General features: G+C 69.0%; 23 protein-coding genes, 2 tRNA genes and 1 riboswitch. Of the genes, 14 read left to right on the forward strand and 11 right to left on the reverse strand.

Going from position 1 to position 26713, the window contains the following annotated elements; translation table 11 throughout:
• Positions 1 to 182 precede the first annotated feature (182 nt).
• The gene (locus NK1_RS03285; protein WP_439955923.1) at positions 183 to 2678 is read left to right on the forward strand and encodes a phosphoketolase family protein; all 2496 of its coding nucleotides are present in this window, start codon (positions 183 to 185) and stop codon (positions 2676 to 2678) included.
• Between the two features lie 100 nt (positions 2679 to 2778).
• The gene (locus NK1_RS03290; protein WP_063007098.1) at positions 2779 to 3369 is read left to right on the forward strand and encodes a condensation domain-containing protein; all 591 of its coding nucleotides are present in this window, start codon (positions 2779 to 2781) and stop codon (positions 3367 to 3369) included.
• Positions 3370 to 3372: 3 nt separating this feature from the next.
• On the opposite strand, the gene NK1_RS03295 is transcribed toward NK1_RS03290, so the two are convergent.
• Positions 3373 to 3864, reverse strand: a complete 492-nt coding sequence (locus NK1_RS03295) for an NUDIX hydrolase (RefSeq protein WP_063007099.1) — start codon at positions 3862 to 3864, stop codon at positions 3373 to 3375.
• A 63-nt stretch (positions 3865 to 3927) separates the two neighbouring features.
• A complete protein-coding gene (locus NK1_RS03300) occupies positions 3928 to 5982 on the reverse strand; it encodes an ArnT family glycosyltransferase (RefSeq protein WP_063007100.1) in 2055 nt (684 codons plus the stop codon).
• 345 nt (positions 5983 to 6327) lie between these two features.
• On the opposite strand from NK1_RS03300, the gene NK1_RS03305 reads away from it, so the two are divergent.
• Complete coding sequence (locus NK1_RS03305; protein ID WP_084460541.1) at positions 6328 to 7998, forward strand: DEAD/DEAH box helicase; 1671 nt, start codon at positions 6328 to 6330, stop codon at positions 7996 to 7998.
• A gap of 180 nt (positions 7999 to 8178) precedes the next feature.
• Here the strand turns inward: NK1_RS03305 and NK1_RS03310 are convergent, their stop codons facing one another.
• The 3 genes from NK1_RS03310 to NK1_RS03320 all read right to left on the reverse strand — a co-directional run bounded on the left by NK1_RS03310 (position 8179) and on the right by NK1_RS03320 (position 8848).
• Complete coding sequence (locus tag NK1_RS03310; RefSeq protein ID WP_063007101.1) at positions 8179 to 8493, reverse strand: DMT family transporter; 315 nt, start codon at positions 8491 to 8493, stop codon at positions 8179 to 8181.
• A 17-nt stretch (positions 8494 to 8510) separates the two neighbouring features.
• A riboswitch (guanidine-III (ykkC-III) riboswitch) is annotated at positions 8511 to 8578 on the reverse strand.
• Between the two features lie 43 nt (positions 8579 to 8621).
• Positions 8622 to 8698 (reverse strand) — tRNA-Pro (locus NK1_RS03315).
• A gap of 79 nt (positions 8699 to 8777) precedes the next feature.
• A tRNA-Gly gene (locus NK1_RS03320) sits at positions 8778 to 8848 on the reverse strand.
• A 601-nt stretch (positions 8849 to 9449) separates the two neighbouring features.
• On the opposite strand from NK1_RS03320, the gene NK1_RS03325 reads away from it, so the two are divergent.
• The 4 genes from NK1_RS03325 (at position 9450) to NK1_RS03340 (ending at position 14061) form a co-directional block, all read left to right on the forward strand.
• Complete coding sequence (locus NK1_RS03325) at positions 9450 to 10454, forward strand: GGDEF domain-containing protein (protein WP_063007102.1); 1005 nt, start codon at positions 9450 to 9452, stop codon at positions 10452 to 10454.
• Between the two features lie 93 nt (positions 10455 to 10547).
• Positions 10548 to 11393, forward strand: a complete 846-nt coding sequence (locus NK1_RS34880) for a GA module-containing protein (RefSeq protein ID WP_084460574.1) — start codon at positions 10548 to 10550, stop codon at positions 11391 to 11393.
• Positions 11394 to 11446: 53 nt separating this feature from the next.
• Positions 11447 to 12775 carry a phosphatase PAP2 family protein gene (locus NK1_RS03335; RefSeq protein WP_063007103.1) on the forward strand — a complete coding sequence of 443 codons (1329 nt, stop codon included), beginning with the start codon at positions 11447 to 11449 and terminating at the stop codon, positions 12773 to 12775.
• Positions 12772 to 14061 (forward strand): glycosyltransferase family 87 protein, encoded by a 1290-nt coding sequence (locus tag NK1_RS03340; RefSeq protein ID WP_084460543.1) that lies wholly within the window; start codon positions 12772 to 12774, stop codon positions 14059 to 14061. The genes NK1_RS03335 and NK1_RS03340 overlap by 4 nt, the downstream gene beginning before the upstream one ends.
• Here the strand turns inward: NK1_RS03340 and NK1_RS03345 are convergent.
• Positions 14049 to 14864, reverse strand: a complete 816-nt coding sequence (locus NK1_RS03345; protein ID WP_063007104.1) for an Fpg/Nei family DNA glycosylase — start codon at positions 14862 to 14864, stop codon at positions 14049 to 14051. The two genes, NK1_RS03340 and NK1_RS03345, sit on opposite strands and share 13 nt — an antisense overlap.
• Before the next feature lie 80 nt (positions 14865 to 14944).
• On the reverse strand, positions 14945 to 15415 hold the full coding sequence (locus NK1_RS03350; protein WP_036499357.1) for a ribose-5-phosphate isomerase: 471 nt from the start codon (positions 15413 to 15415) through the stop codon (positions 14945 to 14947).
• Between the two features lie 73 nt (positions 15416 to 15488).
• Here NK1_RS03350 and NK1_RS03355 point away from each other — a divergent pair, with 73 nt between their 5' ends.
• On the forward strand, positions 15489 to 16595 hold the full coding sequence (locus NK1_RS03355) for a M48 family metallopeptidase (RefSeq protein WP_245660331.1): 1107 nt from the start codon (positions 15489 to 15491) through the stop codon (positions 16593 to 16595).
• 46 nt (positions 16596 to 16641) lie between these two features.
• Here the strand turns inward: NK1_RS03355 and NK1_RS03360 are convergent, their stop codons facing one another.
• On the reverse strand, positions 16642 to 17298 hold the full coding sequence (locus NK1_RS03360) for a mycothiol-dependent nitroreductase Rv2466c family protein (protein WP_063007105.1): 657 nt from the start codon (positions 17296 to 17298) through the stop codon (positions 16642 to 16644).
• 154 nt (positions 17299 to 17452) lie between these two features.
• On the opposite strand from NK1_RS03360, the gene NK1_RS03365 reads away from it, so the two are divergent.
• The 3 genes from NK1_RS03365 to NK1_RS03375 all read left to right on the forward strand — a co-directional run bounded on the left by NK1_RS03365 (position 17453) and on the right by NK1_RS03375 (position 20467).
• The gene (locus NK1_RS03365; RefSeq protein WP_063007106.1) at positions 17453 to 18673 is read left to right on the forward strand and encodes an NAD(P)/FAD-dependent oxidoreductase; all 1221 of its coding nucleotides are present in this window, start codon (positions 17453 to 17455) and stop codon (positions 18671 to 18673) included.
• 97 nt (positions 18674 to 18770) lie between these two features.
• Entirely contained in the window at positions 18771 to 19172 is a 402-nt protein-coding gene (locus tag NK1_RS03370) for a YciI family protein (protein ID WP_174552688.1), read from the forward strand.
• An 11-nt stretch (positions 19173 to 19183) separates the two neighbouring features.
• Positions 19184 to 20467, forward strand: coding sequence for an RNA polymerase sigma factor (locus tag NK1_RS03375; RefSeq protein ID WP_084460544.1), 1284 nt, complete (start codon positions 19184 to 19186; stop codon positions 20465 to 20467).
• Between the two features lie 6 nt (positions 20468 to 20473).
• Here NK1_RS03375 and NK1_RS03380 read toward each other — a convergent pair whose 3' ends face one another.
• Positions 20474 to 21298 (reverse strand): phosphoribosylaminoimidazolesuccinocarboxamide synthase, encoded by an 825-nt coding sequence (locus tag NK1_RS03380; RefSeq protein WP_063007107.1) that lies wholly within the window; start codon positions 21296 to 21298, stop codon positions 20474 to 20476.
• 222 nt (positions 21299 to 21520) lie between these two features.
• Here NK1_RS03380 and pepN point away from each other — a divergent pair, with 222 nt between their 5' ends.
• Positions 21521 to 24115: an aminopeptidase N gene (gene pepN, locus NK1_RS03385; RefSeq protein WP_063007275.1), complete on the forward strand. Its 2595-nt coding sequence runs from the start codon at positions 21521 to 21523 to the stop codon at positions 24113 to 24115.
• Positions 24116 to 24177: 62 nt separating this feature from the next.
• Here pepN and NK1_RS03390 read toward each other — a convergent pair whose 3' ends face one another.
• Entirely contained in the window at positions 24178 to 24621 is a 444-nt protein-coding gene (locus NK1_RS03390; RefSeq protein WP_063007276.1) for an SgcJ/EcaC family oxidoreductase, read from the reverse strand.
• A gap of 116 nt (positions 24622 to 24737) precedes the next feature.
• Between NK1_RS03390 and NK1_RS03395 the strand changes: the two genes are divergently transcribed.
• Together NK1_RS03395 and NK1_RS03400 are read left to right on the forward strand one after the other, a co-directional pair.
• A complete protein-coding gene (locus tag NK1_RS03395) occupies positions 24738 to 25352 on the forward strand; it encodes a ClpP family protease (protein ID WP_063007108.1) in 615 nt (204 codons plus the stop codon).
• A 9-nt stretch (positions 25353 to 25361) separates the two neighbouring features.
• Positions 25362 to 25952: a ClpP family protease gene (locus NK1_RS03400; RefSeq protein WP_063007109.1), complete on the forward strand. Its 591-nt coding sequence runs from the start codon at positions 25362 to 25364 to the stop codon at positions 25950 to 25952.
• 158 nt (positions 25953 to 26110) lie between these two features.
• Here NK1_RS03400 and NK1_RS03405 read toward each other — a convergent pair whose 3' ends face one another.
• A complete protein-coding gene (locus NK1_RS03405; RefSeq protein ID WP_084460545.1) occupies positions 26111 to 26596 on the reverse strand; it encodes a helix-turn-helix domain-containing protein in 486 nt (161 codons plus the stop codon).
• Positions 26597 to 26713 lie beyond the last annotated feature (117 nt).

Here is a 26713-nt window from a genome sequence, read left to right on the forward strand (position 1 = left end):
CGGACCGGCTGTGGGCCCCGTCACCGCCGTTCGATCCGGCGGGCGCGGAGGTTTTCCGGCAGCGGGTGCGGATACCCGGGCTGCGGGTGCGGATCGGCCCGGGATTGTCGCGGCCCGGTAGCCTGGCGTCGAGTCTCCATCCGAAGCGGTTACCCGAATACCCCACTGCGAGGAGCACGATCGTGACCGACTTGGCGAGTTCGGAAGGACGGGTCCCGGCCACCGACCCGACCGGCGCGGATACGGCGGCCGACAATATCGGCGGCAGCGGCGGGACCACGATCGCACCCGAACCGTATCGGCTGGCCGAGGTCCCCGGCCCGCTCTCACCGGACGAACTCGCCGATCTGGACGCGTGGTGGCGCGCGGCCAACTATCTGGCGGTGGGCCAGATCTATCTGACGGCCAATCCGCTGCTGCGTACCCCGCTGGCGGCCGAGCACATCAAACCGCGTCTGCTCGGGCACTTCGGGACCGTGCCGGGTCTGAATCTGGTCTGGGCCCATGCCAATCGGGCGATCCGGGCCCGCGATCTGGACGCGGTCTTCGTCGCCGGGCCGGGACACGGAGGTCCGGGGCCGAATGCGTGTGCCTGGCTGGAAGGCACCTATTCCGAGCTGTACAGCAATATTTCGCGCGACGGGGCCGGAATGGGCGCGCTGTTCGCACAGTTCTCCTATCCCGGCGGCGTGCCCAGCCATTGCGCGCCCGAGACGCCGGGCTCGTTCCACGAGGGCGGCGAACTCGGCTATTCCCTGCTGCACGCCTACGGCGCCGCGCTCGACCATCCCGACCTGACCGTGTTCTGCGTGATCGGCGACGGCGAGGCCGAGACCGGGCCGCTGGCGACCAGCTGGCATGCGAACAAATTCCTCAATCCGGCGCGCGACGGCGCGGTGCTGCCGATTCTGGCGCTCAACGAATACAAGATCGCGAATCCGACCCTGCTGGCGCGCATTCCGGAATCCGAACTGCTGTCGCTGCTGCACGGGTACGGCTACGACCCGATCATCGTCGCCGGGCACGACCCCGCGGCCGTCCATCAGGCGATGGCCGCCGCCCTGGATCGCAGCCTGGACCGCATCGCCGAATTCCAGCGTGCCGCGCGCGAGAGCGCCGACGGGACGCGTCCCCGCTGGCCGATGATCGTGCTGCGCACGCCGAAGGGCTGGACGTGCCCGCCGGTGGTCGACGGCGACCGGGTCGAGGGCACCTTCCGCGCCCACCAGGTGCCGCTCCCGGCCGCACGTTCCGACGACGGTCACCGCCGGGTGCTCGAGCAGTGGCTGCAGTCGTATCGTCCCGCGGAACTGTTCGACGAGAACGGCCGGCCGTATCCGCAGTTGCTGCGCCAGGTCCCGGCGGGACCGCGGCGGATGAGCGCCAATCCGGTGGCCAACGGCGGCGCGACGATGCAGGATCTGCGGCTGCCGGATTGGCGCCGCTACGGCGTGGAGGTCCCCGCGCCGGGCGCCACCTCGCACGAGGCCACCCAGGTGCTGGGCACGTGGCTGCGCGACGTCACCGCTGCCAACCGCGACAATTTCCTGATCTTCGCCCCCGACGAATTGGCCAGTAACCGCCTCCAGGACGTCCTCACCGTCACCGGCCGCAATTGGCAGGCCGACATCGGGGAATTCGACGTGAAATTGGACCGGCGCGGCCGCGTGATCGAGGTGCTGTCGGAACATATGTGCCAGGGCCTGCTGGAGGGCTATCTGCTCACTGGGCGGCACGGCGTGTTCACCTGCTACGAGGCCTTCATCCACATCGTCGACGCGATGTTCAACCAGCACGCGAAATGGCTGGACGCCAGCAGCGCGGTACCGTGGCGCCGGCCCGTTCCGAGCCTGAATTATCTGCTGACCTCGCATGTGTGGCGGCAGGATCACAACGGATTCACCCATCAGGACCCGGGTTTCCTCGATGTGGTGATGAACAAGCAGCCTTCGATCGTGCGCGTCTATCTGCCGCCGGACGCCAACACACTGCTGTCGACCTATGACCACTGCCTGCGGTCGCGCCATTACGTGAACGTGGTGGTCGCCGGCAAACAACCGCAGGCGGATTGGCTGTCGGTCGACGAGGCGCGTCTGCACTGTGCCCGCGGCGCCGGTATCTGGGAATGGGCCGGCCACAACGACGAGACCGGTACGACGCCCGATGTGGTGCTGGCCTGCGCCGGCGACGTGCCGACCCTGGAGACGCTGGCGGCCGCGGCCATTCTGCGGGAACGGCTGCCGCAGTTGCGCATTCGCGTGGTGAACGTGGTCGACCTGATGCGGCTGCTGCCGGCGGACGAACATCCGCACGGCCTGCCCGATCGCGAATTCGACACCTTGTTCACCCGGGATCGGCCGATCATCTTCGCCTTCCACGGCTATCCCTGGCTGATCCACCGGCTCACCTACCGGCGCACCAACCACTCCGGGCTGCACGTGCGCGGATACAAGGAGAAAGGCACCACCACGACCCCGTTCGACATGGTGATGCTCAACGACCTCGACCGCTACCACCTGGTGATGGATGTGATCGACCGCGTTCCCGGACTGGGCACCCAGGCGGCCGGGCTGCGACAGGACATGGCCGATGCCCGTCTTGCCGCGCGTATCTGGACCCGCGAGCACGGCGCCGATATTCCGGAGGTGGCCGACTGGCGCTGGCCGTACGGCCGATAACCCTCGCCCGTACCCGTCGAACAGCGCGGATGCGTATTCGGAGTTAGGCTCCGCGTGTGCCCGCCGGGACCGGGGTACGAACGAGGAACGGAAATGCCGCATGGAACTGCGCTCGACCGCCGCGGTGGTGCCCGCCGTGCCACCTGTCGATCCGACGCCCCCGGGGACGGCATCGTTCACCGTGCATTTCACGGGATATCTCTATGCCGTCGGATTGCGCGACGCCTTCGCCGATCTGATCGCGCGGCACGAACAGCTACGCACCGTGTACCCGTTGCCCGGTTCGAGTGCCGCGCCCCGGGTTTTGTCCGCGACCGCGGCGGTGTTGCCACGACTGGTGCCGACGCCGGTGGCCGCGGCCGAATTGCCGGACGCGATCACCGAATTCATGGACGCGGAAACGGCTGCGCCACTGTCGGTTCCGGTGCGGGCGAGGACTTTCCGCCCGCTCGGCGATCCCGAGGACATTCCGCACCATCTGCTGGTGGTGATTCTGCGGCGGGCCGCGGTCGACCGCGTATCGCCGGCCCGGCTGGCACGCGATCTCATGACCGCCTACGCCGCGCGTCGTCGCAACCTCGTCCCGACGTGGGACGGGGCACGCCCCGCCCATCGGCTGACCGTTCACGAACTCCAGGGCGTACGGCTCGTCGAATCCGGTGGCGAGGGGATCACCGACGCCTGCCGCTGAACCTCAGCCGTCCGCGAGCACCTCGGTCAGCCGGTCCAGGAACGGACGCTGACCAGCGACGATCTTCTCGCGCGCGAGCTCCGGTTCGAGCCACTCGACCCGATCGATCTCCGGGAACGCCTGCATGCGGCCGGATCTCGGCGGCCACTGCATCTCGAAGGTGCCGGGGACCACCTGCTCCGGATCCAGGTCGCCGGCCACGGCCCACACCGTGACCTGCTTGCGGGAGCGACCGCTGCCGTACTGCGACTCCCCCAGCGCGATCCACTTACCGTCCGGTACGGGCAGGCCCAGTTCCTCGGTGAACTCCCGCGCCGCGGCCGTCCGGGCATCCTCGGAATCCGGTGCGTACTCACCCTTGGGGACCGACCAGGCACCGGCATCCTTGCGCGCCCAGTACGGACCGCCCATATGTCCGAGCAACACCTGCAGCCGCGGGGCATGCCGGAACAGCAGAACTCCCGCACTGTATTTCGACGCCGTGGCTCCGGTCATGGTCGCAGTCTGCCGCACCGAACCGAGGCGGTGGCGGCGCGGGGCCGCCACGCGCCGCGCGGATTACCGAGCGGCCGTCGGCGCCGTCAGGTCGTAGACCTTGGTACCGCCGACATCGGTCGCCGCATACGTACTCTCGACCCACTGGGCGATCCGGCTCGCCGCCGAGGTCTCCCCCGATCCGGGGCCGCGCCGCTCGGACCCGACGAAGTAGTGGATGCGCCCCTGTGCGACATCGGCGCGGAACTGATCGAGGGTCGGCGACGGATCGCCGCCACCGAATCCGCCGATCGGCATGACCGCGTAGCCCGACTCGAGCTGCAGGTCCGCGGCACCCATCGAGCTGATCGCCGCGGCCGCCCACGTGTAGCCGGCGCCGGTGTTCTTCAGCAGATCGATCAACTGCTCATTCGTCCGCTCACCCATACCGGGACCGGCCGGATGGTCGGTGACCGCGCGCTGCCCTGCGCCGGGTGCGGCTGCGGCGCATCCGTTCTCCGACCCAGCAGGCGGGGCGCCGGGTACCTCCTGGCCCGGGACACCCGGACGAGTTCCGTTCGCGCCCGGGCCGGCGGGTCCGCACGCGCCATCGGGGCCGCCCGGTCCGAAGCCGAAGCCGAACCCGCCGCCGGTCTTCGGTCCGGCCAGGACGATCCCGCCGTTGTGGGCGGTCGCGATGGTCTGGATCGAGTAGGCCACCGGTCCGGCGATCGCGACGGCCACCGCGAGGACGGCCGTCCCAGCGGCCGTCCGGCGCGGTTGCGGTATCACCAGCGCGACGGTCGCGACCGCGCCCGCGACACCGATGATCCACCGCAACCACGGCACGAAATCCGGGGTGCGATCGAGCAGTATCACCGCGGTGACCGTCGTCAGCGCGGCCGCCGCGGCCAGAACGAGGCGGACCCGGAGCCGATCGCGCTGCCGCCACAGCACGACGGCACCGATCGCGGCCGCACCGGCAACGCCGGGCGCCAGGGCAACGGTGTAGTACTGGTGGAAGATTCCCTTCATGAAGCTGAACACCAGGGCGGTGACCAGCGCCCAGCCACCCCACAGCAGCAGTGCGGCCCGCCGGGTGTCGGTGCGGGACGCCTTGCCGCACAGCACGACAGCCGCGACGCACAGGATCAGCGCCGCCGGGATCAGCCAGGCGATCTGACCGCCGACGGTCTCGCTGAACAGTCGCGTGATCCCGGCCTCCGAACCGAACGACGGTCCGTGGCCGCGTCCGCCGGGTCCGGGCGGACCGCCGAATCCGCCGCCGGAATCGACGCCGAGCCGCTGCAGTCCGTTGTAACCGAGTGTCAGTTCGATGATCGAATTGTGTTTCGAACCACCGAAATACGGCCGCGAATCGGTCGGCCACAGCTGCGCGACCAACACCCACCACCCGGCGCCGACCACCAGCGCGGCCCCGGCGGCGAGCAGTTGCAGCAGCCGCTTACCGAGCCGGGGCGGCCCGGCGAACAGATAGGTCAGCGCCAGTGCGGGCACGACAAGCAACACCTGCAGCTGCTTGGCCAGGAATCCGAGTCCGACGAAACCGCCACACAGCAGCAGCCAGCGCCATCTGCCGTCCTCGAGCGCGCGCGTCATCGCCCACACGGCGGCGATCATCAGCAGGACCAGCAACGCGTCCGGGTTGTTGTAGCGGAACATGAGCGTGGCCACCGGCGTCACCGCCAGCGCGAGCCCGCCCAGCAGCCCGGCTCCGGGGCCGAAGGTCCGGCGCAGCGTCGACCGGAGCAGCGCGACCGCGGCCACCGCGATCGGCACCTGCGGGATCAGCATGCTCCAGCTGTTCATCCCGAAGAGGCGAGCCGAGATCTCCATCGGCCACAGCGACGCCGGCGTCTTGTCGACGGTGATCGAATTGCCCCAGTCCGAGGAACCGAAGAAGAACGCCTTCCACGATTTCGCACCGGACTGCACCGCGGCGGCATAGAAGGAGTTGGCCCAGCCGTTCGCGCTCAGGTTCCACAGATAGGCGAGCGCGGTGCCGCCCAGCAGCGCGGCGAGCCCCAGGTACTCCCACGGCAGGCTCCGGGTGCGGCGCCCGCCGGGCGTCGTCGCGCCGTCCGCCGGCCGGCCCGGCGCGATAGCAGTTTCGGTCATGGCTGCCATGATGGTCGGCCGCGCCGCCGACCGGCTGGGACGGCGCTGGGAGAAGCCTGTGAACCCGCCCAGCGAACCAGCCGGCCCAGTGGTCCGCACAGTCCGGTGATCCACGTCGCCCGGTGAGGAGAGAACCGTCACTGTCCCTGAATGCACGGGAAACCGCCGGGACGGGATAGGCTGATCGAGGAGTATCGGTTACTCGTACTCCCTCCGTCGTGGATGTCTACTCTTCGCGTCGGCCACCCAGCGGTCAGCCTCCGTGCGTGCTACGAAGCCCGGCGCCGCTGCAACCCCAGCGCCGCTGCGGTTGACTCTGCTGCTCGAAAGGCACCACGACTACTCATGACGACTCGTTCACCGAGCCCTGCCACCACCTTCGCAACCCTCGGCGTCGACGCGCCGCTGGTGCGCGCGCTGACCGCGCAGGGTTTCACCGCACCGCTGCCGATCCAGGCCGCGACCCTTCCGGACACGCTGGCCGGCCGCGATGTGCTCGCTCGCGGGCGCACCGGCAGCGGTAAGACCCTCGCATTCTCGATTCCCATGGTCGACCGGCTGCATCGCCTCGGCCACCGGCGCAGCCCGGGCCGGCCCGCTGGTCTGGTGCTGGCGCCCACCCGCGAATTGGCCACTCAGATCGCGGCGACCCTCCAACCGTTGGCCGATGCCTGCGACCTGCGAGTGGTGACGGTGTTCGGTGGGGTGCCGCAGGCGCGCCAGGTCCGCGAGCTGCGCTCGGGGGCGGATATCGTCGTCGCCTGCCCGGGCCGGCTGGAGGATCTGATCAAACAGCGCCTGGTCGCCCTGGACGAGGTGCGGATCACGGTCCTGGACGAGGCCGATCACATGGCCGATCTCGGCTTCCTGCCCGGCGTCACCCGAATCCTGGCCGCGACCCCGGCCGACGGGCAGCGGATGCTGTTCTCCGCCACCCTGGACAACGGCGTGAACAAGCTGGTGCAGCGCTTCCTGCGAAACCCGTTGTCGCATACGGTCGACGAGGCCCATTCACCGGTACCCGCGATGACCCATCACGTCTTCGAGATCGGCGACAGCGAGGCCAAGCGCGTGCTGGTCCAGACCCTCGCCTCCGGAACCGGACGGCGAATCCTGTTCATGCGCACCAAACATCATGCGCGACGGCTGGCCAAACAGCTCACCACGGCCGGAATTCCGGCCGCCGATCTGCACGGCAATCTGTCGCAGGTCGCGCGCGACCGCAATCTGGCCGCCTTCGCCGACGGCACCACGCGCGTCCTGGTCGCGACCGATATCGCGGCCCGGGGCGTCCACGTCGACGATGTCGAACTCGTCGTGCACGTCGACCCGCCCGCCGAACACAAGGCCTATCTGCACCGCTCGGGGCGCACCGCCCGCGCCGGCAGCACCGGCGACGTCGTGACGATCATGCTGCCGGAACAGCGCAAGGACGTCGCGGTACTGCTGCGCAAGGCCGGACTCGATGTCCGCCCGCAACAGGTGAGCCCGGATTCGGCCCAGGTCACCGCATTGGTCGGTACGGTCGCGGCACCGGTTGCGCCCGCCGCGAAACCCGAACGCGCCGAGCAGAATTCCCGCCGCCCCCGAGGCGACAGCGCGGCCCGCAATCCCCGGCGGCGCGGCACCGCAACGGCGGCTACCGGTCGCACCGCGACCGCCGACCGCACCGCGCCGCCACGCGGCCGGTTCGCGCCCGACCGCGACCGAGCGACCACGGATACCGACGGTCGTGCCACGTCGCGGCGCCGGCGCACCGTGGACAACGACCGTGCCGCCGCGTCGGACAACCGCCGGAGCGGAGGAGGGCGACCCGGTCGCGAACTTCGTGACGCTCCTGCCCGCACAGGCGGCAAGCAGTCGGCGCGCGAACGCGGCGCCGCCGGAACGGGCCGGACCGAGCGCGGTTCGTCGGGCCGCTCGCCGGGTACCGCACGCTCGACCGGTGGAACGAAACGCGTTCACGCGCAATCGCATTCGGCCGGTTCCGCCCGGCCGGCGCGTCACAGCCGATAACCGGTACATCGGCAGCCGGGGGGTACGCGGGCGTGCACCTGGAGTGGACGATCGGGCGGCAGTCGGCGTACGCGGCTCCGGATGGCATCCGGGGCCGCTCGCACTGCCGTCCTCGACCCCGGAGGGATTGCTCGGATACTCCCGTCGGATCAGTGCGCCGAGACGGGCCGATCCGACCGGCTAACCGGTCACCTTCAGGCCCACCACCCCGGCGACGATCAGCAGCAGCAATACGATCTTCACCAGGGAGGCCTGCTCGGCCCCGGTCATCATCGCGTACAGCACGGTGAGCGCGGCCCCGATGCCCACCCACACCGCGTACGAGGTGCCCACGGGCAGTGTGCGCATCGCGTAGGCGAGACCCGACATCGAGGCGACGAGCGCGGCCGCGAAGACCAGCGACGGCACGATGCGGGTGAAGCCGTGTGATTTCCCCAGCGCGGTGGCCCAGACGGCTTCGAAGACTCCGGACAGCACCAGCACGATCCACGCCATAGTCAGCATTCCTTTCGGAAATACCGTCTTGTCGGGAACCGGGTACGGTTGCGATCGTCCGGTCGGCCGCAGAACGCGACCCTTCACCCTCCAGCGCCCACGGACGAGCGAAAATTCCCGGTCGTCTGTGGTCGGGATGACAGGATTTGAACCTGCGACCCTCCGCTCCCAAAGCGGATGCGCTACCAAGCTGCGCTACATCCCGTTTCCGTCCAGCGGTTGCGCTGGCGCCTCCCGATGGACGGGATCCGGCGGCCGGGAATTGCCGACAATCCCCACCTCGGAGCGGGTGACGGGAATCGAACCCGCACCATCAGCTTGGAAGGCTGAGGTTCTACCATTGAACTACACCCGCAGGCATACGACACCAATGGGATCGCCACGATGTCGTCTGCGTGTAGGACTGTACCGAACTTCACTTCCGGAATGCCAATCGCACACCCGGTTTTCGCCCGGCGCGTCCGCCGAGCCGCTCACCGGCGCCCCGACCTCCACCCGGAACAGGCTCGTAGCGATTGGACAGCAAACCTCTACGCCCGAACCCCTCAACCTGCTGTGATACTCGTCACCGGCGACTCACCGCCGCCGCGTGGGCCAGATCCCGTGTCAAGGCCCCTGGCCTGCGATAAGAACGTTTCACGAAGTCCCGCACACTCGTGAGTGAACATCCCCCGCAACACGCCGCGAGCGACACGCTGGGGCAGGGTGTAACGCCGCAGGCCCGGAGTCGATCACACTGCCGATCGCCATTCGTGACTTATCGGAACAGGTTGTAAAACAGCGCATTTCGGTGTCGAGTGGCTTGCTAGGATCCTTTTTGCCGGACGGGGGTATCTGGAAAGGGGGCGGTGAGCGTGCGCCGAAGGTGTACTCGACCGCGAAGCAGTGAGCGCGTTCCGGAGGGCGTGACCGGCCGGAGCGCCGGCGTCGACGACGTCTGCGCGAGGTGATCGGCGATGCCTGCCGAACTCGACACGCAGACCGCCGCGAACGTCGCGGCGACGACACGGGACTGGGTTCGTGCCGTCTATCCCGGCAGCGGGCTGACAGTCGAGCCCGAACACCTGGAGCAGGTGTTCGCGGCCATCGTCGACGAATTGTTGAATCTTGCACAGTCCGAACCGTTTCCGGTTCCGGCCGCCCGCGCCATCGGGCGACGGCTGGCCGAGGCGCCCTTCGACCGCACCCGCATGCTCGCCCCCGCCACCAGGGCCCTGCTGGGCTTCGCGCCGGGTGAGCCCGGCTCGCTGGTGGCGACCCGGTGGCCGTTCGTGGCCAGCCATGCCATCGACAGCTATGCCGAGGCCCTGCAGCAGCGCGCCCTGGCCCAGCAGGAGCGCAATCTGACGGCAGCGGTCTCCGTGCGCGTACAGGAGATCGCGGCGCTGCAGAACCGGCTGCGGCACGAGGCGACCCACGACGCGCTCACCGACCTCGCCAACCGCTCCCTGTTGCAGGAACGGGTGCGTGTGATGGCCACCGACCACACCCGCGGCGTGGGCCTGCTGCTGATCGACCTGGACGACTTCAAGCAGATCAACGACGGCTACGGCCATTCCGTCGGCGACGAGGTGCTGGTGGAGATCTCGCGGCGGCTGCGCGCGGCCTGCCCGGACGAAACGGTCGTATGCCGCTACGGCGGAGACGAATTCGTCCTCGCCCTGCCCGCCCGCCGCAATACCCTCGCCGAGGTGGCGATGCGCGTGCTGACCGCCCTGCACGACCCGGTGCCGACCGACGCCGGACCGGTGCCGGTGTCGGCGAGCGTCGGCACCGCCTTCTCCCCGCCCGGGCGGCCGTGCGACTTCTCCGATCTGCTGCGCAGCGCGGACCGGGCGATGTACTCGGCCAAGACGGCCGGCAAGCGGCAGTTCGCACTCTCCGAGCTCGGCGATTCCGACGGCGAGCCGGGCGGTTACGACGCCGCCCGACTCGACTACGACGCGGCCGTCGCGGGCTGAGAGCAAGCCTCGGGCAAACCGCCGACGCGTACTCTGGTCGATGTGTGGCTGCTGCTGATTCTTCTGGTCGTCGTGCTGATCGCGTGTGTCGCGATGATGGTCGCGGGGCGCTCGAACCAACGCGCCCGGGACAACAACCAGCTCGCCGACGCGAAGGCCGACGCACGCCGGTTGATCGAACGCCTCGGCGGCCAGGTCTACAACCTCACGGGGACCGACCAGGCCTCCAAACAGGCGCTGGCGGATGCGGGTGAACGGCTCAACGCCGCCGGCTCGCAAATCGATCAGGCCACAACGGTCACCCAGGCTCGCCTGGCCAAGGAAACCGCGATCGAGGGCTTGTACTACGTGCGCGCGGCCCGCACCGCGATGAATCTCGATCCCGGTCCGCCGGTCCCCGAACTGGACGGACAGCGGTCCGCCGGACGCGTCACCGAGGACCGCACCGTCGACTTCGACGGCCGCAGCATCGAAGCGTCGCCGACGCCTTCTCCGCACACTCCGAACTACTATCCGGGCGGCCGGGTCGCCGGGCGTCCGGTTCCGGCCGGTTGGTATTCCGAGCCGTGGTGGAAGACCGCGCTGGTCGCAGGCGCCTGGGGCGTGGGCTCGGTGCTGCTGTTCGATGCGCTGTTCGGTGGTATGCACGGCGTCGGCTACGGCGCGGCCGGCTTCGAAAACGGTTACGGCGCAGGCTATGACACCGGATTCGACGCGGGTCAGGATGCCGGACAGGACACCGGTCAGGGCTTCGACGGCGGTGACCAGGGCGGATACGACACCGCCGGATACGACGGCGGTGGCTACGACCAGGGTGGCGGCTACGACGGCGGCGGGTATGACCAGGGCGGCGGCTATGACGGCGGCGGCTTCGACGGTGGCGGCTTCTTCGACGGCGGTGGCGGTTTCGACGGGGGCGGATTCGACGGAGGTTTTTAGCTTTCCGGTAACCGGAAGTTGCGCCTCCGTTTACGTTGTGTTATCGATCTTCAGTGTTGATCGACCACGAGGCGAGGGTAGTTCCCTCGTCGTCGTTATCCGGGGGTGGGAAAAAGCCCCGAGCAGGAGCCACTGCCGCAGTCGTCGGCGCTGTGGCCCTGCTCACCATCGCCCAGGTGTGGGCATCCGCGCACGGCGCCCTCGGGCCCTTTCGTAGTCTCCTCGCCGATTACGCCGCCGACCCGCAGTCGGCGTTCGTCTCCTGGGCGGGCCTCGGCCTCGCGTGCGTCGGCGTGCCCGCGCGCGTGCGCGTCATCAGCCTCGCGTCGGCTGCGGTACTGGACCTGCTGGTGCTCGGCGTGCAGGCGCTGTGTCACTGGCACCTCTCGATCGGAACCGGCCCCACGCTGGTCTTGACCGCGCTCGTGCTGACCGTCGCTCGGTGGCGGGGGCGGCGCCGGCGGATCGCCCTGCGCGCCATCGCATTCGGTGTGTTGCTGATCATGGCGTCGAAGCTCGCCGACACCTGGCTGCTGGTGAGCATCTCCGCCGGTCCGCGCGTACTGGATCAGTACGTGCAATACGCCGATCGCGCACTGGGAGATCCGGCGTGGGTCGTCGGCAGTCTCCTGGACGCGGCGGGCCCGATCCCGTCGAGCATCTTGCACGCGGTGTACATCCAATTGCCGGCGGCCGCCGTGGTGGTCGCGGTGTGGCAGCTGCGCAACGTGACGACGAGGCCGTGGCCACGGCACAACCTGTTGCGCACCTTCCTGGTACTGGGCATCGTCGGGCCGCTGGTCTACGTGCTGTTTCCCGTGGTCGGCCCGGTCTTCGCCTACGGCCCGCTGGGCCACGGCCTGCAGATCGGCGACTGGCCGCACACGGTGCCGGCGATCACCGGCACCCCGGTGCCGATGCTCTTCGATGGCGGCACCGCCCGCAACTGCATGCCGTCGATGCACACCGCTTGGGCCACAGCATTGTTCGTGCATTCGCGCACCGGGCCGCGGTGGTTGCGCTGGGGCGGTGCGGTGTGGCTGGTGTGCACGCTGCTGGCGACGCTCGGCTTCGGCTACCACTACGGCTGCGATCTGGTGGCGGGTGCGATCCTGTCCCTCACGGTGGAATCGGCACTGCGCGAACCGGATCGCGGCTGGGACAGCAAGCGGATTCACATGGTGACCCTCGGCGCCGGGGTTTTCGCGGGGCTGCTGCTGTCCTATCGTTTCCTCGCAGAGACCATGGCCGCCCATCCGTTGCCGTCCGGACTCGCGGTCATGGCCGCACTGGCGGCCGTGATCTCCCTGTTCTACACGACGTGGTTCGCCGCGCCCGAGCGCCGAACGGCGAACATCGAAAGGTCGGTCTCAGCTTCATGATCACGGTGCGGGCGGAGCGGCGTCAGCTGCTGCGCCAACAGCATTCGGACGACACGAGATATTTCCCCCGCATCCCGATCCTGATCGGACTCCTGCTCTCGGTGTCGGCTGCCCTGCTCATCTCGGCGTTGCACGGTTTTCTCGATCTACAGGTGTATCGGGTCGACACCCTGGCCTGGTTGCACCACGGCGCACTGTACGGGCCGCCGCTACCGGTAGCCGGCCACACCGACCTGCCGTTCACCTATCCCCCGTCGGCAGCGCTGCTGATGACTCCGCTGGCCGTGATGCCGCTCTGGCTCGCGGAGATCGCGGTGACGGCCAGTTCGCTGGCCTGTCTGTGGGTGACGATCTGGCTGGTGCTCTCCCGGGTCCGGCCCGAGCTGAACCCGCGGTCGAAAGCGACTCTGATCACCCCCGGCGTGATCGCGATGGCGGCGCTCGAGCCGGTGCACACGACACTGTGGTTCGGGCAGATCAACATCATCCTGATGGCCGCGGTCGCGCTGGACTGCCTGACGGAGAAGCCGCGCTGGCCCCGAGGCGTGCTGATCGGCATCGCCGCCGTCACGAAACTGACCCCCGCGGCCTTCGTGCTGTATCTGCTGATCCGCCGGGACTGGAAAGCGGCGGGAACGGCGGCGGCGACCGCCGCGGGGGTGGTGCTCGCCGGATTCGTGCTGTTCCCGCGGACGTCCACGCAGTACTGGCTGCACGCGATCGTCGACACCGGTCGCATCGGTGCGCCCTACTACGCCGGCAACCAGTCCCTCAAAGGCATGGTCTACCGGCTCGGCCTGCCCGAATCCGCAGCCGCGGCGGTATGGCTCGGTCTCGGGCTCGCCGTCGCCGCCGCCGGCGCGGTCGCGATGTACCTGCTCTTCCGCGCCGAGCGCACCGCCCCGGTCACACCCGGGAACGCCCCCGCGACAACAAAACTCTCGGTCGCCGCGCTGCTCGTGAATGCCGCTGTGCTGCTGCTGGTTTCGCCGGTGTCGTGGACCCATCACTGGGTGTGGGTGGCACCCGCGCTGGTGACCGCCGCGTTGTGGTCCACCAGCAGATCCGCCGCGACGGTGGCCGGCGCGATCGCCGCCGTCACCGCACCGTTCCTCATCGGACAGGTGCTGGTACCGGGCGGCGGCGACCGGGAGCTCACCTGGAACTGGTGGCAGCACCTACTGGGCAACACCTACGTCCTCGTCGCCGGCGCGCTGCTCGGACTCGCGCTCACGCGGCTGCTCCGGCGGCGCGCCTCGGCGATACCGGCGACTCAGGCCGGCTGACAGGTCGGGCACCAGAACAGGTTTCGCCCCTCGAGCACGGCATGCGCGACGGTGGTCCCGCAGATCCGGCAGGGCTCGCCGGCACGGCGATAGACGTAGGTGCGCGGTTTGCCGACCGCATACGACGGCGCGCCGCGGTCGTGTTCGGGGCGCACCACGACGATGGCGCCCTTGCGCACGCCGACCTTCATCAGCGCGGCGAGATCCGCCCACAGCGCATCCCACTCCCCGGCCGTGACGGCGCGACCGGGGCGCTGCGGTGAAATGCCGTGCCGGAACAGCACTTCCGCTCGATAGACATTGCCCACACCCGCCACCACGGACTGGTCCATCAGCAGCGCCGCGATGGACCGGTTCGAACGGCGGATCCGCTGCGCCGCCCGATCGGGATCGGCGTCGCGGCGCAGCGGATCCGGGCCGAGGCGGGCGGTGAGGGCGTCGACCTCCGGTGCGTGCAGGACCTCGCACGCCGTCGGACCGCGCAGATCGGTCCCGTACAGCGTGGCCGCGGACTTACCGGCGCCGATCATCCGCATCCGCACCTGGCCGACCGGATCGCTCAGCGGCGCGGGCGATTCGGTGAAGGTGCCGTAGAGACCGAGATGCACATGGACGACCAGACCCGAATCGTAGTGGTGCAGAAGATGTTTACCCCACGCCTCGGCCTTGGTCAGGGTGGCTCCGTCGACCAGGGCGGCACCGTCGGCGAAGCGCCCCTGCGGGCTGAATACCCGCACGACACCGCCGGCGAAGCGCTGCTGATGCAGCTTCGCCAGGCGATGCAGCGTATGTCCCTCAGGCATCGGCCGAATTCCGTTCCGCTCACCCCGGCCCGCACGCGGCCGGACGGGCCGGGCGCGTGGCCCGGCCCGCTCGATGCCTGCTAGCTCTGCACCGCCGGCGGCTGACCGGACTTCTCGTATTCGGCGATGATGTCGATGCGCCGCTGATGCCGCGCCTCGTCCGACCACGGCGTCGCCAGGAACGCATCGATGATGGCGAAGGCCTCCTCGGTGCTGTGCATCCGGCCGCCGATACCCATGAGCTGCGCATTGTTGTGCTCACGAGCCAGTTTCGCGGTCTCCACGCTCCAGGCCAGCGCACAGCGCGCGCCGGGAACCTTGTTCGCGGCGATCTGCTCACCGTTACCGCTGCCGCCGAACACGATGCCGAGGCTGCCCGGGTCGGCGACGACGCGGCGGGCGGCGTCGATGCAGAAGGCCGGGTAGTCGTCGACGGCGTCGTACTCGTGGGCTCCACAGTCGACCACGTCGTGACCGGCCTGCGTCAGATGATCCTTCACTTGGTTCTTCAATTCGAAGCCGGCATGGTCGGCACCCAGGTATACGCGCATGGCTGAGATTCTGTCAGGTGGGCGGTTTCGCTCCACATGGGGTGGTTCCCCGATCCTCTATAGAGTTCAGCCCATGCAGTCCGAAGATCAGTGGGCCGATCAGTCACCACAGCAGGGGCGCGGACCGGGGTGGAATCCGGTGACCGGTATGGCGGGGTGGGATCCTCGGCTGGGACCGCCGGGATGGGGTCCGCAGCAACCGTTTTCGCCGCCGCACGTGCCGCCGTTCCAGCCGACGCGCGGACTGTCCCCCTGGGGGATGCCGGCCCGGCACAGCTGGGAGATCCCGCTGCTGATCGTGGTGATTCTGGCCACCGTCACCGGTTATCTGATCGCGCTGCTGTTCCTGCTCGTCGGTGCGGTGAACTACTACGTCCTGCTGCTGATCCTGGCGCCGCTGCTGCTGTGGTTCGGCCGCGGCACAAACTATTCGATGCAGCGGCTCAATGCGGTGAAGATGTCGCCCACCCAGTTCCCGGAGGGATACCGGATGGTGGCCGAGGCGGCCGCGCGCTTCGGCATGGCGACCGTCCCGGACGCCTACGTGGTGCTGGGCAACGGGCAGATCAACGCCTTCGCCTCGGGCCACGGGTTCCGCCGCTACGTGGTCGTCTACAGCGATCTGTTCGAGATCGGCGGCCAGGCCCGTGACCCCGACGCGCTGGCCTTCATCATCGGCCACGAGGTCGGCCACATCGCGGCCGGCCATGTGTCGTACTGGCGCCAGCTGGGCATGTTCCTCGTGCCGTTCCTGCCGATCATCGGCAATTCGCTGATTCGCGCACAGGAGTACACCGCCGACAATCACGGCTTCTGCAACCGGCATCTCGGGGCCCCCGGAGCGATGAAAACCCTTGCGGGCGGCAAATATCTGAATTCGCTGGTCGATTTCGACGAGATGGCCGACCGCGCGCCGCAGGACAAGGGCTTCTTCGTCTGGGTGGTCAACGCCATGTCCTCGCATCCGGTGCTGACGTGGCGGATGTGGGCGCTGCGCGACCGTAGCCGGCACGGGCGGATGTTCCTGCGGCCGAGCGGTCCGCCGCCGCCACGGATGACGGCGACGCCTCCGCCGTATCCGCCACCGGCCGTCCCGCCGCAGCCGACGCCGGCCGGACCGCCCACTCAGACGAGCGGCTACCCCGGATACGGCGAAATTCCGGGGCTGCCGCCGCGGTAGCCGCACGCCCGGCACGGGGCGTGCCACGCCCCGTGCCGTCGATCCACTAGTCGAACTGCGGGTCCTCGTTGCGGGTCCGCTTGAGTTCGAAGAAGTGCGGATAGGACGCCAGCGCGACCGCCCCGTCCCACACCTTCCCCGCGTCCTCGCCGCGCGGAATGCGCGACAGCACCGGGCCGAAGAAGGCGGTGTCGTTGATGTGGATGGTCGGCGTGCCGACGTCCGGCCCGACCTTGTCCATTCCGGCGTGGTGGCTCGTGCGCAGCGCCTCGTCGTACTCGGTGCTCGTGGCGGCCTCGGCCAGTTCGGCGGGCAGCCCGACCTCGGCGAGAGCGTCGGCGACGACCGCGGCCAGGCTGTCGGCCTGGTTCTCGCGCTCGTACTCCTCCCGGCGATTGTGGATGCGGGTGCCCATCGCGGTGTACAGCGGTGAGAGCACCTTCTCACCGTGCTGCTCGGCCGCGGCGATGGCCACCCGGACCGGGCCCCACGCCGATTTCATCATGTCGACGTAGCGCTCGGGAAGGTCGTCACGGCCCTCGTTGAGTACGGCCAGGCTCATCACGTGGAAGTGCGTGTCGATATCGCGGACCTTCTCGACCTCCAGAATCCAGCGCGAGGTGATCCAGCACCACGGGCACAGGGGATCGAACCAGAAATCGACGCGGTCCCTGGAGCCGGCGGTGGTCGTCTGATCGCTCACATTTCGTCCCTTCGAAGAAACAGTGGGGAGGCCGCACGCCACCCGTCCTCAGCATTGGTCAACGCCGCGAAGTTGGCGATATTTCCCGATCGCCGCGGGATCGCACAGTAGGGTCGGGTACGACCCTGGTTGCCGCTGCCCGGAGGTTTTCCCCATGCCCACAGATTCCAGGTTCGTCATCGTCGGCGGCGGTCTGGCCGCCGCGAAGCTGGCGGAGTCGTTGCGTGACAACGAGTTCGACGGCGTGATCACGTTGATCGCCGAGGAGGCGCAGCTGCCCTACGAGCGGCCGCCACTGTCGAAGGAGCATCTGCTCGGCAAGAAGTCGCTCGCCGATTTCACCGTGCATCCCGAGCAGTGGTATCGCGATCACGATGTCGACCTGCTGCTCGGCACCACCGTCACGGCCATCGACCGCACATCGAAAACGGTTGCGCTGCCGGATGGTTCGACCCGGCCGTACGACAAACTCGCCCTGGCCACCGGATCGCGCTCGCGCCGGCTGCCGATTCCCGGCGCCGACGCCGAGGGCGTGTACATGTTGCGCACCATCGGGCAGTCCGATGCGCTGATCTCGCTGTTCGGCTCGGCGCGGCGGCTGGTCGTCATCGGCGCGGGCTGGATCGGGCTGGAGGTCACGGCGGCCGCTCGTTCCGCCGGTCTCGAGGTGACCGTTCTGGAGGTCGGCGCGGTGCCGCTGCAGGCCGCTCTCGGCGACGAGATGGGCGCGGTCTTCGGCGAGTTGCACCGCGCGCACGGCGTCGATCTGCGCTGCGGTGTGAAGGCCGCCGAGATCGTCACCGCCGACGGAAAGGCCACCGGAGTCCGGCTCTCCGACGACACGGTCGTGGCCGCAGATGCGGTGCTGATCGCGGTCGGCGCGCGGCCGAATATCGAACTGGCCGCCGACGCGGGGCTCGCGGTCGAGGGCGGCGTGCTGGTGGACGAGAGTCTGGCCAGCAGCGATCCGGATATCGTCGCGGTCGGCGATATCGCCGACCAGCAGCATCCGGTGCTCGGGCAGCGAGTGCGGGTCGAACACTGGGCCACCGCGCTCAACCAGCCGGCCGTGGCGGCGCTGACGATGCTCGACCGGCCCGCCACCTACGACCGGCTGCCGTACTTCTTCACCGACCAGTACGACCTCGGCATGGAGTACACCGGGTTCGTCGCACCGGGTGCGACGACCTCCGTGGTGGTTCGCGGCGACACCGCGAGCCGCGAATTCGTCGCGTTCTGGCTGGATCAGGGCAATCGCGTGCTGGCGGGGATGAACGTCAACGTCTGGGACGTCACCGATCGGATCAAGGAACTGATCCTCGGCGGCGAACCGGTTAATCCGGACGCGCTCGCCGATACGACCACCGATTTGTGATCACAATCACAGTCAAGGTAGGTCGAGAAGCCGCGGCCGGCACCGACCCGATCGTGCGCGCGCCGCGATGGCACGCCGGCGATCCGAGGAGATCATCGTGAAATACATGCTGCTCAAGACCTACCGTCCTGCCGCGCACTGCGACACTCCGATCGGCGAGTGGCCGCCGGAGGACATCGCGGCCCATATCGAGTTCCAGCGCGCGCTCGGTGCGGCACTGCGCGAATCGGGTGAGCTGGTCGACGCCCAGGGCCTGGCCTTCCCGGATCAGGCCCGCATCGTCAGCGCCGACGGGCGGTCCGCGCCGGTGGTCACTGACGGCCCGTTCCCGGAGACCAAGGAATTCCTGGCGGGCTACTGGATCGTCGATGTGGACAGCGCCGACCGGGCGCTGGAGATCGCCGCGCAGGTGTCGGCCGCGCCGGGCCCGGGTGGCGCCCCGATCGGTGAATACATCGAGGTGCGCGCGGTGATGGACGCCCCGGCGACCGAGGGCTGATCCGCCGCGCCATGCCCGGATCACAGGTGCCGGCCGTCCCGGCCGGACAGCGGTCGGAGCACGACCGGCGCGACGACTCCGCGCAGGAGGTCGCGCTGCTCCTGCGCGAGGTCGCGCCGGTCGTGCTGGGAATTCTGGTGCGCCGCTACGGCGATTTCGACGCGGCCGAGGACGCGGTGCAGGAGGCGATGCTCGCCGCGGTCACGCAGTGGCCGGACAAGGGCTATCCGGATAATCCGCGGGCCTGGCTGCTCCAGGTCGCCCAGCGGCGGTTGATCGACTCGGTGCGTTCGGAGATCGCACGCCGCTCCCGCGAGACGACGGCTGTCCTGCAGGACGTGCCGCCCGCCGATACCGATTCGGCCGCCGACGACACGTTGACGTTGCTGCTGCTGTGCTGCCATCCCGCGTTGTCGCCCGCCAGTGCGATCGCGGTGACGCTGCGTGCGGTGGGCGGTCTCACCACCGAGGAGATCGCCCGAGCCTTCCTGCTGCCGGAAACCACCATGGCGCAACGCATTTCACGGGCGAAGAAGCGGCTCGCCGCACTGCCGCGCCCGTTCGCGGAATCCGCGGTCGCCCCGGAGCACTGGGGCCCGCGGCTCGGGCCGGTCCTGCACGTGCTCTACGTGATGTTCACCGAGGGGCACACCGCGACCGGCGGCTCCCGCTTGTACCGCACCGATCTGGCGGCGGAGGCGATTCGCCTGACCCGCAAGGTCCACCGGCTGCTCCCGGACGATCCGGAGGTCACCGGCCTGCTCGCGCTGATGCTGCTCACCGATGCCCGCCGCGCGGGACGACTGGGCCCCAGTGGCGAATTGATCCCGCTGGCCGAACAGGACCGCACCCGCTGGGACCGTGACCGCGCCCGGGAGGGAATGCGGCTGGCGACGGCGGCGGTCGAGGCCGGACTCGATGGCCCCTACCGCGTCCAGGCCGCCATCGCCGCACTGCACACCCGGGCGCCGAGCGCCGAGGAGACGGACTGGGAGCGAATTCTCCTGCTGTACAACATCTTCGAGCGGCTGTCGGACAATCCGATGGTGAGTCTGAATCGCGCCGTGGCGGTGGCCATGGTGCACGGGCCCGCCGCCGGGCTGGAGTCGGCGAACGCACTGGCGGATCGCCTGCGCGGCAACCATCGACTCGACGCGGTGCGGGGACATCTGTACGAGATGGCGGGCGACCGAGCGACAGCGATCGAGTCCTATACGGCGGCGGCACACCTCACCACGAGTACGCCCGAGCGCGACTACCTCATGCTGCGCGCGGCGAAGCTGCGCGCCTCGTAGCCGATCTCACGACCAGGTGTTGCCCGTGATGCGCTGGTAGGCATCCCTGTACTTCTCGCGGGTGACGGCCACGACATCGTCGGGAATCTCCGGGCCGGGCGGCTCCTTGTCCCAGCCGGTGGAGGTCGCCCAGTCGCGGACGAACTGCTTGTCGAACGAGCGCTGCGCCCGCCCCGGCTCCCATTCGTCGGCCGGCCAGAACCGCGACGAGTCGGAGGTCAGGACCTCGTCACCCAGGGTGAGAACGTCTCCGTCCCAGCCGAATTCGACCTTCGTGTCGGCGATGATCACACCGCGCCCCGCGGCGTGCTCGGCACCGCGGGTGTAGATCTGCAGGGTCAGGTCGCGCAGCTTCTCGGCGACGTCGCGACCTTCTTGATTCACCACATCGCCGAACGTGATCGGCTCGTCGTGTCCCGCGGACGCCTTGGTGGTCGGGGTGAAGATCGGCTCGGGAAGTTTGTCGCCCTCTCGCAGCCCGGCGGGCAGCGTCACCCCCGAGACCGCGCCGGTCCGCCGGTACTCCTGCAGTCCCGAGCCGACCAGGTAGCCGCGGGCGATGCACTCCACCTGCACCATCTTCAGCGGCCGCACACGCACCGCGCGCCCGGCGAATTCGTCCGGAACGTCGGTGGTCGAGAGCACGTGGTTGGGCACATCGGAGAAGTAGTCGAACCACCAGTTCGACAGCTGCGTGAGCAGCGCGCCCTTGTCCGGAATCGGCGTCGGCAGCACCACGTCGTAGACCGAGACCCGATCGGAGGCGACCAGAATCAGCGATTCCCCGTCCTCGTAGAGATCGCGCACCTTACCGGCGTGGATGTGCTTCACCGGCCCTCCTCGCTTCGCTGTCCGCCGCACACGAACGCCCAGCCTACCGAGCGCCCCGGCGGCACCGGACGCTCGGTGGCGCGGCGCGCGGCGTGTCGTCTCGCACGGGGTGCGGATGCACGGTCGGCCCAGCCGTGCGGGCGCGAACGTGGCATTCTGGGCACCGTCAGCGACTGCATCCGCAGCGTGGTCCACACGACCGGTCCGAGCGAAGGAGTCTCCTTGTCTGCACCGAACCTCACCCGCGAACAAGCCATCGCGCGGGCCGCGACGATCAGTGTGGAGAACTATCGCGTCGAACTCGATCTCACCGGACAGCCGACCGGTCCCGCGGCCACCGCCGGCGAGACGTTCTTCTCGCGCTCCACCGTCACGTTCACCGCCACACCGGGCGCGCAGACCTTCATCGATATCGTCGCCGCCGGCGTGCGTTCGGCCGTTCTCAACGGCACCGAACTCGATATCTCGGGCTACGACGAGTCCCAGGGACTCACCCTGACCGAGCTGGCCGAGAACAACGTCCTGGTGGTCGAGGCCGACTGCGTGTACTCGCACACCGGCGAGGGTTTGCACCGCTTCGTCGATCCGACCGACGACAAGGTCTACCTGTACTCGCAGTTCGAAACCGCCGACGCCAAGCGGATGTTCGCCTGCTTCGACCAGCCCGACCTCAAGGCGACCTACGACATGACGGTCACCGCGCCCGCCGACTGGGAGGTGATCTCCAACGGCGCCGCGACCGCCACCCGCGTGGTCGGCGAGGTCGTCGAGCACACCTTCGCCACGACGCCGCGGATGAGCACCTACCTGGTCGCGCTGATCGCCGGGCCGTACGCCAAGTGGATCGATGTGTACACCGACGATCAGTCCACGATTCCGCTCGGCATCTACTGCCGCGCCTCGCTCGCCGAATTCATGGACGCGGAACGGCTTTTCACCGAAACCAAGCAGGGCTTCGCGTTCTACCACCGCAACTTCGGCGTCCCGTACGTCTTCGGGAAATACGACCAGCTGTTCGTTCCCGAGTTCAACGCCGGCGCCATGGAGAACGCCGGCGCGGTGACGTTCCTCGAGGACTACGTCTTCCGGTCCAAGGTCACCCGGGCCTCCTACGAGCGGCGCGCCGAGACCGTGCTGCACGAGATGGCGCACATGTGGTTCGGCGATCTCGTCACGATGAAGTGGTGGGACGATCTGTGGCTGAACGAATCGTTCGCCACCTTCGCCTCGGTCCTGTGCCAGGCCGAGGCCACCGAATACACCGGCGCCTGGACGACTTTCGCCAATGTGGAGAAGTCGTGGGCGTACCGGCAGGATCAGCTGCCCTCCACCCACCCCATCGCCGCCGACATCCCCGATCTCGCGGCCGTGGAGGTCAACTTCGACGGCATCACCTACGCCAAGGGCGCCTCGGTGCTCAAGCAGCTGGTCGCCTACGTGGGGCTGGAGCCGTTCCTGGCCGGCCTGCGGGACTACTTCGCCGCGCACGCCTTCGGCAACGCCACCTTCGACGATCTGGTCGGAGCCCTCGAAAAGTCCTCCGGGCGTGACCTTTCCGGCTGGGGCGCGCAGTGGCTCAAGACCACCGGCCTGAATACGCTGCGCCCCGATTTCGAGGTCGACGCCGACGGGAAATTCACCCGATTCGCGGTCGTGCAGGGCGGCGCGGAACCCGGTGCCGGCGAGCATCGCGTCCATCGCCTGGCCATCGGCGTCTACGACGACCGGGACGGAAAACTGGTGCGCACCAAGCGCGTCGAGCTCGATCTCGATGCCGCGGAGCGCACCGAGGTCGCCGAGCTGGTGGGTGTCGAGCGCGGTCAGCTCGTGCTGGTCAACGACGACGACCTGACCTACTGCTCGCTGCGCCTGGATCCGCAGTCGCTGGACACCGTGATCGCGCGGATCGCCGATATCGCCGAATCCCTGCCTCGCACGCTGTGCTGGTCGGCGGCATGGGAGATGACCCGGCAGGCGGAGATGCGGGCCCGGGATTTCGTGGCGCTGGTGCAGCGCGGAATCGGCGCCGAAACCGAAATCGGTGTCGTACAACGGCTTCTGATGCAGGCGCAGACCGCCCTGGCGAGCTACGCCGACCCCGAATGGGCCGATCAGACCGGATGGCCGGCCTTCGCCGATCGTCTCCTCGAACTGGCCCGGGCGGCCGAACCGGGTTCGGACCATCAGCTGGCCTTCGTCAATGCCCTCACCGGCGCGCGCCTGTCGCCGTGGCACAGTGAGGTGCTGGGTACCCTGCTGCTGGATTCCGACCCGGCCGCGGCCGCGCTGCCCGGCCTCGCGGTGGACACCGATCTGCGCTGGCGGATCGTGGGCGCGCTGGCGGCTGCCGGTCAGCTCGACGCCGAGAGCACCGACACCCCGGTCATCGACGCGGAACTCGAGCGCGATCCCACCGCCGCCGGCCGGCGCCAGGCGGCCGCGGCCGCCACCGCCCGCCCACAGGCCGAGGTCAAGGAAAAGGCCTGGCGCACGGTGATGGACGACGACTCCGTCCCGAACATCACCGCCCGCGCGATCGTCGGCGGCTTCGCGCCGGTCGGACAGGGTGAACTGCTCGCACCGTACGTGCAGCGCTACTTCGACGAGATCGCCTCGGTGTGGGAGCGCCGCTCCAGCGAGGTCGCGCAGACCGTCATCGTCGGCCTCTACCCGCACTGGGCCATCAGCGAGGAGGCCGTGGCCGTGGCCGACAAGTTCCTCGCCGATGAACACCCGCCGGCCCTGCGCCGCTTGGTGATCGAGGGTAAGGCGGGTATCGAACGCTCGCTGCGCGCCCGCGCCGCCGATATCGCCTGAGTCTGCTTGCGGCGCCTACCGATCGGTGGGCGCCGCAACGCCGGACCGCGAAGCGACGCGGTTCACTGCCGAGGCACCGGTGTGTTGTGCCGGGCCGCGATCCACCAACGGCCATCCTCCTTGGTCAGTACATACAGCGCGACCATCGCCGGGTCGGTATCGATCGGCGCGCCATCGGCGGTCACCGCCCGTGCGGCCTTGTGCGCGATGGCGACATCCGCCCGCAGGAACGTTATGCCGATGAGCTCGTAGCGCACGTACTGGTCTTTCAGGAATCCCGCCAATCCGTCCCGGCTCGCGGCGAGCGTCGCCTCGCGGCCGTGCAGCAGCATGCCGGCCGCGTTGCCCAGCACGGCATTACGGGCCACATCCCGCACCATCAGTTCGGCGTCGTTGGTATTGAAGGCGGTCTCGACATTCGCGATGAGTGCCTCGATCGCCAGCCGGTCCTCGGCATGGTCGACACTGTTGTCCTCGATGACCGGATTCTGGTCCGTCGTGTTCATGATGATCATCCTTGGACCTCGAGAGCGGTTGAGGTCAAGAAGCTCGCTGCTGTGAGCGGATCTGCTCACGGCAGCGACAGCCGCCATCGCCCCCGCCGATCGGGCACGGTGGCTTCATGGCTCACGACAACACGACTCCGCAGTTCGACCGTCGGTCGCGCGAGCAGTTACTCGCCCGGCGCGTGCTCGTGCTCGACGGTGGACTCGACGACGACAACGGCACCCTACTGACCACCCAGCTGCTGACCCTGGCAGCCGAGAACCCCGACGCCGGCATTTCGCTGTGGATCCACTCCCCCGGCGGATCGGTGCCCTCGATGCTGGCGATCCGCGACGTGATGCGGCTGGTGCCGTGCGAGGTCTCCACGCTGGCACTCGGATTGGCTTGCAGCGCCGGGCAATTCCTGCTGTCGGCAGGCACCCGGGGCAAACGCTACGCCATGCCGCACGCCCGCATCCTCATGCATCAGGGGTCGGCGGGTATCGGCGGTAGCGCCGGCGAGGTGGAGGTGCAGGCCGACGATCTGCGCCACACGGTGAACACCGTGCTCGGGCTCATCGCCGAGGACACCGGGCAGCCGTTCGACCGCATCTACGAGGACTCGCTGCACGACCGCTGGTTCACCGCGACCGAGGCCCGGGAGTACGGCTTCATCGACCACATCGTCGACTCCTTCGACCAGGTCATCCCGCAACGCCAGCGCATCGGAATCTCGGCCGGGAAAGCATAGGGGCACATCATGACCAGCTACACCATTCCCAATGTCATCGCGCAGCACCCGCGCGGTGAGCGGATCATGGACGTCTACTCGCACCTGCTCACCGAGCGGATCGTCTACCTCGGCACGCCGATCGATTCGGGGGTGGCGAATGCGCTGATCGCGCAGATGCTGCATCTGGACGCGGAGAGCGCGGGTCAGGAGATCAACCTCTACATCAACTGCGAGGGCGGCGATCTGTCGGCGATGCTGGCGATCTACGACACCATGCAGCACATTTCGTCACCGGTGGCGACCACCTGTGTCGGCCAGGCCATCGCGGTCGGTGCGGTGCTGCTGGCCGGTGGCGCGGACGGCCGGCGGGCGATGCTGCCGCATGCGCGCGCCGTCCTGCATCAGCCCGCGACGCGCGGACAGGGCGCGATTCCCGATCTCATCATCCAGGCCGACGAACTCGTCCGGATGCGCGCCGAAATCGAGACGATCCTGTCCCGCCACACCGGTCAGGAAGTCGCGACCCTGCGGCACGACACCGATCGCGACCGGGTGTTCACCGCGCAGGCAGCGGTGGAATACGGACTGGCCGACGCCATCCTCGGCGCGCGGACCTGAGCGGATCCGACGGATACTCGCTCATCGCCCCGGGGCGATCCGAGCCGCCCCCATCCGCCGTCGCACGTCGAACGCTCGGGCCGGCACCGGAGAGCACTTCACAGCGGAGCAAGGGATCACGGCGTCACAGCCGAGCTCCCGTGCGGCGCGGTGCGCGCTCAGGCGGCGCGGGCGAGCATGGTGGGACCGAACGGTGGACGGGCGGCCAGCGGGCGCACCGGGGCGAGGCGGGTGACGCGGAGCAGGTCGGCGGCGATCTCCGCGGTCAGTTCGCCCAAGGTGGTGCCGAGCGCTCCGGCGAGGGCGGCGATCATCTCGCTCGACGGTTCCTTGCGCCCGCGTTCGATCTCGGACAGGTACTGCGGTGAAATCCCGGCCCGGCCCGCCGTTTCGGTCAGCGTCTCGCCGTGGTCGCGGCGCAGTTCGCGCAACCGTTCACCGAGTACCTCACGCCACAGCGGTTCCCGGGCGGCGCGGGATTCGCGAGGCCGATCGGGCCGCGACGGCACCGAGCGCAGCACGTCTCGCTGCGGTCGAGGAGCGGATTCGGCCGCGGGCTCTGCCGCGCTGTCCGCACCGGTCGAGGATGCGGACTCGAGGTCGCGTCCGCCGGGGATCGAATGCAGTTGCGGATACTCGGCCATGCGGTGAGCCTACGGCCACGGCCGCGCCGGGCGAGCCCCTTACGCTCACAGCGTATTTCGAGTCCTACGCATACAGCCGCACCCCCTCCCGGCTGTTCCGGGAAGGGGTGCGTGGCC

The sequence above is a fragment of the Nocardia kruczakiae NBRC 101016 genome, from assembly GCF_001612965.1.
GTDB classification, from domain to species: Bacteria; Actinomycetota; Actinomycetes; order Mycobacteriales; family Mycobacteriaceae; genus Nocardia; species Nocardia kruczakiae.

Excerpts from the sequence above, each read along its gene's own strand:
- NK1_RS34880 (WP_084460574.1), top strand. The coding sequence starts at position 10,548 with ATGATGGTCGCGGGGCGCTCGAACCAACGCGCCCGGGACAACAACCAG.
- NK1_RS03325 (WP_063007102.1), top strand. The coding sequence starts at position 9,450 with ATGCCTGCCGAACTCGACACGCAGACCGCCGCGAACGTCGCGGCGACG.
- NK1_RS03405 (WP_084460545.1), bottom strand. The coding sequence starts at position 26,596 with ATGGCCGAGTATCCGCAACTGCATTCGATCCCCGGCGGACGCGACCTC.
- NK1_RS03350 (WP_036499357.1), bottom strand. The coding sequence starts at position 15,415 with ATGCGCGTATACCTGGGTGCCGACCATGCCGGCTTCGAATTGAAGAAC.
- NK1_RS03365 (WP_063007106.1), top strand. The coding sequence starts at position 17,453 with ATGCCCACAGATTCCAGGTTCGTCATCGTCGGCGGCGGTCTGGCCGCC.
- NK1_RS03295 (WP_063007099.1), bottom strand. The coding sequence starts at position 3,864 with ATGACCGGAGCCACGGCGTCGAAATACAGTGCGGGAGTTCTGCTGTTC.
- NK1_RS03310 (WP_063007101.1), bottom strand. The coding sequence starts at position 8,493 with ATGGCGTGGATCGTGCTGGTGCTGTCCGGAGTCTTCGAAGCCGTCTGG.
- NK1_RS03345 (WP_063007104.1), bottom strand. The coding sequence starts at position 14,864 with ATGCCTGAGGGACATACGCTGCATCGCCTGGCGAAGCTGCATCAGCAG.
- NK1_RS03305 (WP_084460541.1), top strand. The coding sequence starts at position 6,328 with ATGACGACTCGTTCACCGAGCCCTGCCACCACCTTCGCAACCCTCGGC.
- NK1_RS03400 (WP_063007109.1), top strand. The coding sequence starts at position 25,362 with ATGACCAGCTACACCATTCCCAATGTCATCGCGCAGCACCCGCGCGGT.
- NK1_RS03300 (WP_063007100.1), bottom strand. The coding sequence starts at position 5,982 with ATGACCGAAACTGCTATCGCGCCGGGCCGGCCGGCGGACGGCGCGACG.
- NK1_RS03395 (WP_063007108.1), top strand. The coding sequence starts at position 24,738 with ATGGCTCACGACAACACGACTCCGCAGTTCGACCGTCGGTCGCGCGAG.
- NK1_RS03290 (WP_063007098.1), top strand. The coding sequence starts at position 2,779 with ATGGAACTGCGCTCGACCGCCGCGGTGGTGCCCGCCGTGCCACCTGTC.
- NK1_RS03375 (WP_084460544.1), top strand. The coding sequence starts at position 19,184 with ATGCCCGGATCACAGGTGCCGGCCGTCCCGGCCGGACAGCGGTCGGAG.
- NK1_RS03340 (WP_084460543.1), top strand. The coding sequence starts at position 12,772 with ATGATCACGGTGCGGGCGGAGCGGCGTCAGCTGCTGCGCCAACAGCAT.
- NK1_RS03390 (WP_063007276.1), bottom strand. The coding sequence starts at position 24,621 with ATGAACACGACGGACCAGAATCCGGTCATCGAGGACAACAGTGTCGAC.
- NK1_RS03355 (WP_245660331.1), top strand. The coding sequence starts at position 15,489 with ATGCAGTCCGAAGATCAGTGGGCCGATCAGTCACCACAGCAGGGGCGC.